The organism is Microbacterium sp. ARD32 (assembly GCF_031844385.1).
GTDB lineage: Bacteria > Actinomycetota > Actinomycetes > Actinomycetales > Microbacteriaceae > Microbacterium.
Genome location: NZ_JAUZVD010000003.1, coordinates 257491 through 269685 on the forward strand (window position 1 = coordinate 257491; position 12195 = coordinate 269685).

At 71.3% G+C, this 12195-nt stretch carries 11 protein-coding genes; 8 read left to right on the forward strand and 3 right to left on the reverse strand.

Features of this window, described 5'->3' with window-relative positions; genetic code table 11:
- Nucleotides 1–4: 4 nt before the first annotated feature.
- The 5 genes from Q9R19_RS12895 to Q9R19_RS12915 all read left to right on the forward strand — a co-directional run bounded on the left by Q9R19_RS12895 (nt 5) and on the right by Q9R19_RS12915 (nt 4872).
- Nucleotides 5–1687 (forward strand): amidohydrolase, encoded by a 1683-nt coding sequence (locus Q9R19_RS12895; protein ID WP_311256797.1) that lies wholly within the window; start codon nt 5–7, stop codon nt 1685–1687.
- 2 nt (nt 1688–1689) lie between these two features.
- Complete coding sequence (locus Q9R19_RS12900; protein WP_311256798.1) at nt 1690–2166, forward strand: RidA family protein; 477 nt, start codon at nt 1690–1692, stop codon at nt 2164–2166.
- On the forward strand, nt 2163–3476 hold the full coding sequence (locus Q9R19_RS12905) for a Xaa-Pro peptidase family protein (RefSeq protein WP_311256799.1): 1314 nt from the start codon (nt 2163–2165) through the stop codon (nt 3474–3476). Before Q9R19_RS12900 ends, Q9R19_RS12905 begins: the two co-directional genes overlap by 4 nt.
- An 84-nt stretch (nt 3477–3560) precedes the next feature.
- Nucleotides 3561–4223: a cupin domain-containing protein gene (locus Q9R19_RS12910; protein ID WP_311256800.1), complete on the forward strand. Its 663-nt coding sequence runs from the start codon at nt 3561–3563 to the stop codon at nt 4221–4223.
- A 10-nt stretch (nt 4224–4233) separates the two neighbouring features.
- On the forward strand, nt 4234–4872 hold the full coding sequence (locus Q9R19_RS12915) for a cupin domain-containing protein (protein WP_311256801.1): 639 nt from the start codon (nt 4234–4236) through the stop codon (nt 4870–4872).
- A 55-nt stretch (nt 4873–4927) separates the two neighbouring features.
- On the opposite strand, the gene Q9R19_RS12920 is transcribed toward Q9R19_RS12915, so the two are convergent.
- Genes Q9R19_RS12920 through Q9R19_RS12930 form a run of 3 tightly spaced genes read right to left on the reverse strand, consistent with a single transcriptional unit; the run spans nt 4928 to nt 7542 of the window.
- The gene (locus Q9R19_RS12920) at nt 4928–6304 is read right to left on the reverse strand and encodes an NADP-dependent succinic semialdehyde dehydrogenase (RefSeq protein WP_311256802.1); all 1377 of its coding nucleotides are present in this window, start codon (nt 6302–6304) and stop codon (nt 4928–4930) included.
- A 10-nt stretch (nt 6305–6314) separates the two neighbouring features.
- Nucleotides 6315–7013 carry a GntR family transcriptional regulator gene (locus Q9R19_RS12925; RefSeq protein ID WP_311256803.1) on the reverse strand — a complete coding sequence of 233 codons (699 nt, stop codon included), beginning with the start codon at nt 7011–7013 and terminating at the stop codon, nt 6315–6317.
- Nucleotides 7014–7017: 4 nt separating this feature from the next.
- The gene (locus Q9R19_RS12930; RefSeq protein ID WP_311256804.1) at nt 7018–7542 is read right to left on the reverse strand and encodes a VOC family protein; all 525 of its coding nucleotides are present in this window, start codon (nt 7540–7542) and stop codon (nt 7018–7020) included.
- Between the two features lie 164 nt (nt 7543–7706).
- Here Q9R19_RS12930 and Q9R19_RS12935 point away from each other — a divergent pair, with 164 nt between their 5' ends.
- The 3 genes from Q9R19_RS12935 to Q9R19_RS12945 are packed head-to-tail and all read left to right on the forward strand — an operon-like array spanning nt 7707 to nt 12155.
- Nucleotides 7707–9899, forward strand: a complete 2193-nt coding sequence (locus Q9R19_RS12935; RefSeq protein WP_311256805.1) for a thiamine pyrophosphate-dependent enzyme — start codon at nt 7707–7709, stop codon at nt 9897–9899.
- Nucleotides 9896–11167, forward strand: a complete 1272-nt coding sequence (locus tag Q9R19_RS12940) for a dihydrolipoamide acetyltransferase family protein (protein ID WP_311256806.1) — start codon at nt 9896–9898, stop codon at nt 11165–11167. Before Q9R19_RS12935 ends, Q9R19_RS12940 begins: the two co-directional genes overlap by 4 nt.
- 7 nt (nt 11168–11174) lie before the next feature.
- Complete coding sequence (locus tag Q9R19_RS12945; RefSeq protein WP_311256807.1) at nt 11175–12155, forward strand: NAD(P)-dependent oxidoreductase; 981 nt, start codon at nt 11175–11177, stop codon at nt 12153–12155.
- Nucleotides 12156–12195: the final 40 nt, after the last annotated feature.

Consider the following 12195-nt stretch of genomic DNA (forward strand, 5'->3'; position numbering starts at 1 on the left):
ACTCGTGCACACCGACTTCCCCTCGCTCCCACTCGTGGACCTGGTCCTGCGCGGCGGGCGCATCACGACCTTCGCCGACCCCGCTCAGGCGCCGGCCGAGGTGTCGGCGATCGCCCTGGCGCACGGCGTCGTGGTCGCCTGCGGCACCGACGCGCAGCTCGAGCCCTACGCCGCACAGGCGAGCAGGGTCATCGAGCTGCGCGGCCGCCGCGTGCTCCCCGGCCTGAACGACTCGCACATCCACGCGGTGCGCGCCGCCGCATCGTGGGCGGAGAGCATGCACTGGGAGGATGCACGCACGCTCGAGGACTGCCTGCGCCTCGTGCGCGAGCAGGCTGCTCGCGTCGGCGCCGGCAACTGGGTCGCCGTGATCGGCGGCTGGCACTCCTCGCAGCTCGCGGAGGGTCGTGCGCCCACACGCGCCGAGCTGGACGAGGCGGCGCCGGAGAACCCCGTGTACGTGCAGGAGCTGTACGACCGCGGCGTGCTCAGCACCGCCGCGCTGCGCGCCTGCGGTCTCGACGACGACTCGCCCGACCCCGTGCGCGGCACGCTGCTGCGCGACGCCGCGGGCCGGCTCACCGGCGAGGTGCGCGGCATCGGCGCGTTCGCCCTGCCCACCTCGCTGGCGCTGGAGCACACCGATGCCGACGCGGGCCTGCGGAAGATGACCGCGGCCTTCCTGCGGCACGGACTGACCGGGGTCGTCGACGGCGGCGGGCTCATGATGACCCCGCGCGACTACGATCCCGTGCACCGGGCGTGGCGCCGCGGGGAGCTCGGCATCCGGATGCGGCTGTTCCACTCCGCGTGGACGCGCGGAGCCGAGGTCGATGACATCACGGCGCTGACCGGCGTCGCCCAGCCGGATTCCGGAGACGGGATGCTGCGCCTGAGCGGCGTCGGCGAGATCCCCCACCTCGGCTGTCACGACATGGAGGGACTGGATCCGTTCGAGCTCGGCGACCAGGCTCATGCGGAGCTGGTGGAGATCGTCCGACTGTGCGCGCGTCGCGGCTGGCGGATGAGCATCCATGCCGTGCGCGAGGCGACGCTGTCGCGCATCCTGGACGCCTGGGAGCAGGTCGAGGCGGAGCAGGGCGGCATCGCCGGCCGCGGCTGGTCGATCGTGCACGCCGACGAGGCGTCCCGGTCGCAGCTGGAGCGGATCGCCGCGCTGGGCGCCGGCATCCTGGTGCAGAACCGGATGCTGCTCAAGGGCGGCGATTACGCGGATGCCTGGGGGATCGACGCCACGGCGCAGGCCCCGCCCATCGGGGACATGCGCGGCCTCGGCATCCCGATCGGAGCGGGGACCGATGCCACGCGTGCGAACTGGTTCTCGCCGTGGGCGTCGGTGCAGTGGCTCGTCACGGGCCGCGCGCTCGGCGTCCGCGGTCATCGCGATGCCAGGCATCTGATGGCCCGCGCGGAGGCGCTCGCCGCGTACACGCGCGATGCCGCCTGGTTCACCGGCGAGCAGGACCACCGCGGCCGCCTCGCGCCCGGGTACGACGCCGATCTGTGCGTGCCCGATCTCGACCCGCTCGAGTGCGACGAGGACGAGCTCTCCACGATCCGCAGCGACCTCACCGTGGTCGCCGGCCGCGTCGTCTTCGACTCCGGCGCACTCGGCGCCGCGGCACCCGGCTCACCCATCCGAACGCGTGAACGACAAGGAGCATGACCATGACCGCCATCCCCGCGCCGCGGCGCGTCGGCAACGCCGACATCATCCACCACGACGGCTTCGACGAGACGATCGTCAGCCCGTTCGTCCCGGCCGTGAAGGTGGTGCAGAACGCCCGGCTGGTGTTCGTCAGCGGCGTCACCGGAGCGCCGGTCTATCACGATCATCCGCACGTGGCCGAGGTGTTCGACGCGATGCCGATGGATGCCGCCGGCCAGGTCGCCAATGCCTTCGACCACCTGGATCTCGCGCTGAAGGCGGCCGGCTGCGAACGGCACGACGTGGTGAACCTGATCCGCTTCTTCACGGATGTCGATGCCGACCAGAACGTGGTCAACCGGCATCAGGCCGAGTGGTTCGGCGGCCACATCCCCACCAGCACCACCGTGCAGGTGACCCGGCTCGCCACCGACCCGCGGCTGCGGTTCGAGTTCCACGTGGTCGCCGCCGCTCCGGGAGACGGAGCCTCGGCGTGACCAGCGCGCACCGGCACGGCCACGCGCACGGCAATCCGCGCTTCGAGAGGCCGTCGCTGCGCCCCGACGGGGTGCGCCCACTGGGTGCTCCGGGCCAGGGCGCTGTCGATTACGAGCACCGCGTCGACTTCGCCCGGCTGCGCGAGTACCGCCTGTCGCGCGCCCAGGAGGCGCTGGAATCCAGCGAGTGCGGCGCCTTCCTGCTCTTCGACTTCTACAACATCCGGTACACGACCCAGACCTGGATCGGCGGCGCGCTCGGCGACAAGATGATCCGCTACGCGCTGCTCATGCGCGGCAGGGAGCCGATCCTCTGGGACTTCGGCTCGGCGGTGCGTCACCACCGGATGCACTCCGACTGGATGCCGCAGGAGAACCACCGCGCCGGGTTCCTGGGCTTCCGCGGTGCGGTCGATCCCGAGGGCGGCGGACTGATGCGCGACGCGGTCGCGGAGATCGTCTCGCTGCTGAGGGCGGAGGGCCTCGCGGATGCGCCGGTCGGCGTGGACATCGTCGAGCCGCCGTTCCTGTTCGAGCTGCAGCGGCAGGGGCTGCGGGTCGCCGATGCGCAGCAGCGGATGCTCGACGCGCGGGTGATCAAGAGCCAGGACGAGATCATGCTGCTCAACCAGGCCGCGGCCATGGTGGACGGCGTCTACCAGGACATCGTCGAGGCTCTGCGCCCCGGAGTGCGCGAGAACGAGATCGTCGCCCTGGCCAACGCCCGCCTCTACGAGTACGGCAGCGACCAGGTGGAGGCCATCAACGCGATCTCCGGGGAGCGCTGCAACCCGCATCCGCACAACTTCACCGACCGGATCATCCGACCGGGCGACCAGGCGTTCTTCGACATCATCCACTCGTTCAACGGGTACCGCACCTGCTACTACCGCACCTTCGGGGTGGGGTGGGCGACCCCGAGCCAGGAGGACGCGTACAAGCAGGCGAGGGAGTGGATGGACCGCGCCCTCGACGCGATCCGTCCTGGTGTGGGCAGCGACCAGGTCGCCGCGACCCTCCCCAGGGCCGAGGAGTTCGGGTTCGAGAGCGAGCTGGCGGCCTTCGGCCTGCAGTTCGCGCACGGGCTGGGCCTCGGGCTGCACGAGCGTCCGATCATCTCGCGGCTGAACTCGATGAAGGATCCGGTGGAGCTGCGGGCGGGGATGGTGTTCGCGATGGAGACCTACTGCCCGGCATCCGACGGGATCTCGGCGGCGCGGATCGAGGAGGAGGTCGTCGTGACCGACTACGGCATCGAGGTGCTGACGAAGTTCCCCGCGCAGGAGCTGTTCGTCGCGAACCCGTACTGAGCCGGTGCATCGCGAGCGGGAGCGGCGTCGCTCCCGCCCGCGACCGGCGCGGAGCGCTATTGTCATTGGGCGGAAGGAGTGCGAATGTCGCAGGATCTGGGGGGACGAATCCGTGTCGCACGCCTCGAGCGCGGCAAGAGCCTGCGGGCGGTGGCCGCCGACGCGTCGATCTCACCGAGCCTGCTCTCGCAGGTGGAGACCGGCAAGGTGCAGCCGTCCGTCAGCACGCTGTACGCCGTGGTCGCGAGCCTGGGGCTGTCGATGGACGAGGTGCTGGGTCGCCGCGAGCGCCCGACGTCCGCGCGTCGCGCAGAGCCCGCAGGACCGGTGCAGCCCCGCGAGGAGGGGCCCGAGGTCGTGATGGAGAACGGCGTCACCTGGCGCGGGCTGGCGACGATGCGCGCCGGCGACGGCATCGACGCGGTGCTGGCCACGTATCAGCCGGGAGCGTCGAGCTCCGTCGACGAGACGCACATGCGTCACAGCGGGGTGGAGTACGGCTACGTGATCCGCGGTCGGCTCACCCTCCGTCTCGAGTTCGAGACGTACACGCTGCGCGCCGGCGATTCGCTGTGCTTCGACTCCACCCGTCCGCACCTGTACCACAACGACACCGATGAGATCGCCGAGGGGATCTGGTTCGTGATCGGGATGAACCCGGCCGATCACGCCGGGTCCGACGAGATCCGCTCCGCGATGGACGTGCTGCACCTGATCGGTCGCCGGCCGGGTCGCGTCACCGACTGAAGGGACCACCATGCCCGAACTCGACGCGCCCTGGGATGTCGTGGGCGAGCGCGTGCGCGCCGTCCGCAGGAGCGCCGGTCTGACCGTGCGCGAACTGGCTCGCCGCATCGGCGTCTCCGCCAGCCACGTCTCCCAGGTCGAGCGGGGGATCGGCGCGTTCAGCGTGCCAGCGCTGTATGCCGTGGCGAGCGAGCTCGGCGTCTCGATGAACGAGCTGCTGGACGCGTCGCCGCGCCCGTCGGCGACCGCCGCCGCCGGCCCGGAGTCCACGCGGCTGCAGGATCTGGTGGTCGACGGCATCGTGCAGCGCGCGGACGCGCACCCCTCCATCCAGCTCAGCTCCGGGCCCCGCTGGAGCCGGCTGACGGCCGTGGGGGAGCCGGAGTCGGAGTTCCTCGAGGTCGTCTACGCTCCGGGCACCGCCGCGCCCGAGGATCACATCCATCACGCCGGCCGGGAGTTCGGCATCGTCATCTCCGGGCAGCTGAACGTCGAGGTCGGCGGCGCCGCCACGGTGCTGCAGCCGGGCGACTCGATCGTCTTCGACTCGCCGATTCCGCACCGGTTCTGGAACGACGGCGATGTCGAGGTGCGCGCGATCTGGTTCGTGCGCGACGGCGATCCGCACGACCCGGTGCCGCACGCCTGAACGGGGCCCCTGCGAGCGATCGGCGCGCCGGCGCGGTCAGGCGTGCCGGCGGTGTTCAGGCGCGCCAGACCGTCTTCAGGTTGCAGAAGGCCCGGATGCCGTCGGCCGACAGCTCACGACCCACGCCGGAGTCCTTGATCCCGCCGAACGGCAGCTCGGGATACGAGGCCGACATCCCGTTCACGAACACCGCGCCGGCCTCCAGCCGTGCGATCACGTGCTCCTGCTCGGCGGCATCCTGCGACCACAGCGCGGAGCTGAGCCCGAACGACGTGTCGTTCGCGATCCGGAGCGCGTCGTCCACGTCGTCGGCGCGGTACACGGCCGCGACCGGCCCGAACGCCTCTTCGGCGTAGAGCCGCATCTGCGGGGTCAGGCCGGTGAGCACGGTGGGCGGGTAGTACCAGCCCGGGCCGTCTGCGGCAGCGCCGCCCGTGGTGGCCGTGGCACCCTTCGCGAGGGCGTCGTCGACCAGGGCGCTCAGCTCGTCGCGGGCCTGCTCCCCGGCGAGCGGTCCGACGTCGGTGCCCGGCGCCGTGGGGTGTCCGACCCGCAGCGCCGCCATGGCGGCGGTGAACCGCTCCAGGAAGGCGTCGTGGATGTCGGTGTGCACGATGAACCGCTTCGCGTTGATGCAGGCCTGTCCGTTGTTCGAGGTGCGCGCCGTGACCGCGGTGGCGACCGCGCGGTCCAGGTCGGCGCTGGGCATCACCAGGAACGGGTCGGACCCGCCCAGCTCGAGCACGACCGGCTTGACCTCGTCGCCGGCGATCGCGGCGACCGACCGCCCCGCGGGCTCCGATCCGGTGAGCGTGACCGCACGCACGCGCGGATCCCGCAGCACGGCCTCGACGCCGGAGGCGGGGATGAGCAGCGTGCGGAACGAGCCCGCCGGGAACCCCGCGCGCGCGAACAACCCATCCAGGTACATCGCCGAGGCGGGGACGTTCGACGCGTGCTTGAGCAGCCCGGTGTTGCCGGCCATCAGCGCGGGCGCGGCGAAGCGCATCACCTGCCAGATCGGGTAGTTCCAGGGCATCACGGCCAGCACCACGCCCAGCGGCTGGTAGAGCGTGTACGCCTCCGCCGCGCCGACGGCCGACGGATCGTCCAGGCGCCCGCCGGACAGGAACCCCTCGGCGCGGTCGGCGTAGAAGCGCATCGCGTTCGCCGATTTGACGGCCTCCGCACGCGCCTGCGCCAGCGGCTTGCCCATCTCCTGGGCGATGGTCGCGGCCACCTGGTCCGCCTCGGCCTCCAGAAGGTCGGCGGCGCGGTGCATCCAGGCGGCCCTGGTCGCGAAGTCGGTGTCCCTCAGCGCGAGGTGCGCAGTGTGCGCCGTGGCGATGCGGTCGGCGACCTCGGCATCGGTGTGCGGCGGGTATTCGCGGATCAGCGTTCCGTCCGCGGGGTCGATGATGGCGATGGGCATGACGGTCCTCTCAGACGCCGTCGACGGCGCCGGGTGCGACGTCGAAGATGTGCGGATGCCTGGCGAGCTGACGGCGCGTGCGGCGGATGTGCCCCGCCAGCACGTGCTCGGCCTCCTCGACATCGCCGTCGCGGAGCGCGGCGACCATGAGGTGGTGCTCTTCGTGGGCGATGCCGCGCGAGGCGGGCTCCCAGCCGGCGACGTAGGCGCGTCGGTACGGCGCGGTGGTGTTCCACAGCTTGTGCACCAGCGGCAGCAGCTGGGTCGTCTCGGCGCGCGAGTAGCTGAACAGGTGGAACTCGCGATCCAGCATGAGGAACGCCTCGGTGTCGCCCCCGACGCCGCTGATGCGCTCGGCGAGATCCGACAGCCGGTCCAGATCGTCCGGGGTCAATGCGGGAGCGCTGTAGCGCAGCAGCAGGGGCTCGAGCCGTTCCCGCATCTGATACACCTCTTCGCACTCGGCGAGGGTCAGTCGCGACACCCACGCTCCCGCGTTGGCGACGACCGTGACCAGCCCCTCGAACTCCAGCTGCCTGATCGCCTCGCGCACGGGCACCCTGCTGGCGCCGTACTCGGCCGCGACGTCCTCCTGCCGGATGCGGGCGCCCGGCGGGCGCTCGCCCGAGATGATGGCGGAGCGGATGCCGGCGGCGATGCGCGCTCCGGCGTCCCCACCGCGCGTGCGGGTCTTCTCCTCGGTGGTCACGCGCTCACTCCGCGGGCCGCGCCGGATGCCAGAGCAGCGTCTCGGCACCGGCCTCGTAGGCCTTGCCGTCGGGGAAGCTGACCAGCTCGAACTGCATGCCCCAGGGGCTGCGGAAGTACAGCCAGCGCTGCCCGGCCGATGCGCCGGCGCTCGTGACGGGCCGCCCCATCACCTCGACGCCCGCAGCGCGCAGGTAGTCGGCAGCCGCGTCGATGTCGTCGACGTAGAGCGCGAGGTGGTGCCCGCCGATGTCGCTGTTGCGCGGCTGCGACGCCTGGCCGTCGGCACTGTCGTAGGCGAAGACCTCGAGGTTGGTGCCGTTGCCCAGGCGGTAGAAGCGGATCTCGGTGATCTCGGTGCGCGGATGCACGCCGAGCTGCACCGACATGAAGTCGTCGTCGGCGCGCTTGCCCGCCAGCGTGTAGACCGGCACGGCGCCGAGGATCTCGACGAGGAAGTGCTCGGCCTGGTCCAGGTCGGGCACGGTGAAGCCGATGTGATCGGAACCGCGCATCCCGGGGAGCGGCATGAGGTCTCCTCTCTTCCTTCGAGCCGGATTGTGGTCGATTGTATCCAGATTCGCGTCAACAACGCTAGAGCACCGGGGGATTTCTGCGTCTGTCCTTGTAATTGGATGCAATCACTGTTTAGTATGAGTGCACACCCTGCTGCATGAGATCAACGGAGACGGACATGCCGCGACATCGCAGACTGCACACCGGCACCCCCTGGATCGAGCTCAGCTCGACCGCCGCCGACTGGCGCGGCGCGGACCCCGCGCTGCTGGGCACCATGCTCGGGCAGCTGCACCTGATCCGCGCCTTCGAGGAGACGGTGCTCGACCTCGCCGGCGCAGGACTCGTGCACGGTCCCGCGCATTCCAGCATCGGCCAGGAGGGCGGGGCGGTCGGCTCGATCGTCGGCCTGCGCTCCAGCGACGCCGTGAACGGCTCGCATCGCGGCCATCATCAGTTCCTCGCCAAGGCCATCGCGCACGTGTCGGGGGGCTCGCTCGATCCCGGTGCGCTGGTGACGCCGCAGCTTCAGGCGCTCCTGCAGCGCACGCTCGCCGAGATCCTGGGCCTGGCGCAGGGCTTCTCCGGCGGGCGCGGGGGATCGATGCACCTGCAGTGGCTGGACGCGGGCGCCCTCGGCACCAACGCCATCGTCGGCGGTGGAGCCGCCATCGCCGCAGGGAACGCCTGGGCTCAGAAGCACGCGGGCACCACCGACGTGTCGATCAACTACTTCGGCGACGGCGCCTCGCAGATCGGGTCCGTGCTCGAATCGATGAACCTCGCGGCGGCGTGGAGGCTGCCGGTGATGTACTTCATCGAGAACAACCTGTACGCCGTCTCCACCCACGCCGACGAGATCACCGCCGACCCGCGGTTCTCGGTGCGCGGCCAGGGCTTCGGCATTCCCTCCTGGCGAGTGGACGGCATGGATCCTCTGGCGGTGCACCTGGCGGCGGAGGAGGCCCTCGCGCGCATGCGTGCAGGAGAGGGGCCGGCCATCGTCGAAGCGCAGGTGTACCGGTTCTTCCACCAGAACGGACCGTACCCGGGGAGCGCCTTCGGGTACCGCACCAAGGACGAGGAGAGGCAGTGGCGCGAACGCGATCCGCTGGATCGGGTCGCGCGGGAGATGGCGGGGCTGTCGCTGCTGTCGCCCGATGAGGCGAGTTCCGTGCGCGCGCAGGCGCAGGAGGCGATGCGCCTCGCCGCTGACGCGCTCACCGAGAACGACCCCGACAACGCCGGACGCCGCCGCATCCGACCGGAGCTCTGGCCCGATCCGGCGGTCGTGGACACCGGCATCCGGGGAGACGCCGCCGAGTTGTCCGGGCTCCAGGAACGCGAGCCGCAGACCTGGACGGGACCGTGGCGCGAGACGAAGTTCGTCGACGCGGTCGCGGCGACGATGGATCGCCGGATGGAGCAGGACAGCCGCATCATCGTGCTCGGCGAGGACGTCCACCGCCTCGGCGGAGGGACGAACGGAGCGACCAGGGGACTCGCCCAGAAGTATGGCCCGGATCGCGTCATCGGAACGCCGATCAGCGAGAACGGATTCTTCGGGCTGGCCGGCGGCGTCGCCATGGACGGACGGTTCCGCCCCGTGGTGGAGTTCATGTACCCGGACTTCATGTGGGTCGCCGCGGATCAGGTGTTCAACCAGGTCGGCAAGGCCCGACACATGTTCGGCGGCAACAACACCATGCCGCTGGTGCTGCGCACCAAGGTCGCGATGGGCTCGGGCTACGGCTCGCAGCACCTGATGGATCCGGCGGGCATCTTCGCCACTCAGGCCGGCTGGCGCATCGTGGCCGCCTCGACGGCCGCCGACTACGTCGGCCTCATGAACGCGGCCCTCGCCCTCGATGACCCGGTGCTGGTGATCGAGCACGTCGACCTCTACGGCACGGCTGATCGCGTGCCGGACGACGACGGCGACTACGTCATCCCGCCCGGCAGCGCCGCGATCAGGCGCGGCGGGGCGGAGGTCACTGTTCTCACCTATCTCTCCATGGTCGCCCGCAGCCTGGAGGCGGTGGAGCAGACGGGCATCGACGCCGAGGTGATCGATCTGCGCTGGCTGGACCGTGCGTCGCTGGACTGGGACACCATCGGCGAGAGCATCCGCAAGACCAACAGCGTGCTCATCGTCGAGCAGGGGGCCCGGGGCCCGTCGTACGGCGGATGGCTGGCCGACGAGGTGCAGCGGCGCTTCTTCGACTGGCTCGACCAGCCCGTGCAGCGCGTGACCGGCGGTGAGGCGAGCCCGAGCATCTCGAAGGTGCTCGAGCGGGCCGCCATCGCGGGGACGGAGGAGGTCGTGGCCGGCCTCGAGGTCGTGCGCGCCGGCTGGGGCGGTCGATCATGAGCGTCGTGGTGCGGATGCCGCAGCTCGCGGCCGGCGGCACGGAGGCCGCGATCCAGAGCTGGCTCGTCGCCGTCGGCGACGAGGTCACGGCGGGCCAGTCCGTGGTCGAGATCGAGACGGAGAAGGCCGTCGTCGAGCACGACGCGGATGCCGGGGGCGTGATCGCGGGCATCTTCGTCGGTGCCGGTGAAGTCGCCGCCGTCGGTGCGCCGATCGCCGTGATCGCCGAGAGCGGTGAGACCCGCGAGCAGGCGCTCGCCGACGCGGGCGCGGCGGTGGCATCCTCCGCCTCGGACGCACCCGAACCGGCACGCGATCCCGAGCCCGCGCGCGATGCCGGGCCGGCGCCCGCGGAACCCGAGCCGACCCCGGCCGCGCGGTCGCGGTTGTTCGCGAGCCCGCTCGTGCGCCGTCTGGCGCGCGAGCACGGCCTCGACCTCGCCGCGGTGCACGGCAGCGGACCGAACGGGCGCATCGTCCGCCGCGACATCGACGAGCTCATCGCGCGACCCGCCGGCGGCGCGCCGGCGGCGCAGCCGGCGCCGCCGAGTAGTCCGGCGGGCGCGAGGGGCGAATCGGCGGTCGACGCTTACACCGACGTACCGCACACCGGCATGCGGCGCGCGATCGCCCGCCGGCTCGTCGAGAGCAGAACCACCATCCCGCACTTCACGCTCTCGGCCGACTGCCGGGTGGATGAGCTGCTCGAGCTGCGCGCACGCTTCGGGGAGCGCACGGTGGTGAAGCCCTCGGTCAACGACTTCGTCCTCAAGGCCGCCGCGGCAGCCCTGATCGATGTGCCCGAGGCCAACGCGATCTGGACCGACGACGCCACGCGGCGGTTCCACGCGGCTGACATCGCGGTCGCGGTCGCGGTTCCGGACGGGCTCGTCACTCCGGTGCTGCGCGGTGTGGAGCGCATGTCGCTGGGTGAGATCGGCTTCGCCGTGCGCGAGCTCGCCGAGCGAGGACGGGAGGGTCGCCTGAAGCAGCACGAGCTGGAGGGCGGATCCTTCTCCGTCTCGAACCTCGGCATGCACGGCGTGCGGCAGTTCGACGCGATCATCAACCCGCCGCACTCCGGAATCCTCGCGGTGGGAGCCGCCCAGCGCCGTCCCGTGGTCGACGAGCGCGGCGAGCTGACCTCGGCGACCGTGATGACGGTGACGCTGTCGGCGGATCACCGCGTGCTCGACGGTGCGCTGGCCGCACGCTGGCTGGCCGCCTTCGCGGACCGCATCCAGAACCCCCTGTCACTGCTGCTCTGACCCCGGGATGCGCGGTGTGCGCGCGTCCGATCCGAAGAAACGAAGGAAGATCGACATGACCTCCCAGAACACCCCCACGATCGGCTGGATCGGTGCAGGCCGGATGGGGGCGCAGCTCGTGCAGCGCCTCCTGGCGGCCGGTTACGACGTCGCCGTCTACAACCGCACGGCGGCGAAGGTGCAGCCGCTGATCGACGCCGGTGCGAGCTACGCGGAGCGCCCCGCCGAGCTCGCCGGACGCGACATCGTCTTCAGCATGGTGTCTGCCGACAAGGACCTCGAGTCCGTGCTCGTCGGGGAGGGGGGTCTGCTCACCGCCGAGACGGCGCCCCGCATCATCGCGGACGTGTCGACGGTCTCGGTGGGCACCAGCGAGCGCATGCGCGCCGCCGCCGCCGAGCGCGGCACCGCGTTCCTGGCCACCCCGGTGTCCGGCAACCCGTCCGTGATCGCCGCCGGCAAGCTCACGGTCGCCGTCTCGGGACCGAGGGAGACCTTCGACGAGGTGCGGCCGCTGATCGAGCACTTCGGTCGCGGGGTCACCTACGTCGGCGAGGGCGAGGTCGCGCGGCTGGTGAAGATCGCGCACAACGTCTTCCTCGGCGTCGTGACCCAGTCGCTGGCCGAGATCACCGTGCTCGCGCAGAAGGGCGGGGTCTCGCGCGAGGCGTTCCTCTCGTTCCTGAACGACTCCGTGATGGGGTCGGTGTTCACCGGATACAAGACGCCCGCGTTCGTGAACCTGGACTTCACGGCCACCTTCACCATGCCGCTGCTGCAGAAGGACTTCGATCTGGGTCTGGATGCCGCGCACACCCTGGGCGTGCCGATGCCGATCGCGTCGGCCACCCGGCAGATCGTCGCGCAGGAGGTCGGCGCCGGCAACACCACCGAGGACTTCGCGACGCTGCTGCGCACGGTCGCCCGCGGTGCCGGAGTGGACCTCGTCTCGGAGCAGGCCGACGTCACGGACGGGCTGCAGGACTGAGGCCATCCGGGAATATCGTGCCGGCGCCCGCGCTTGTCCC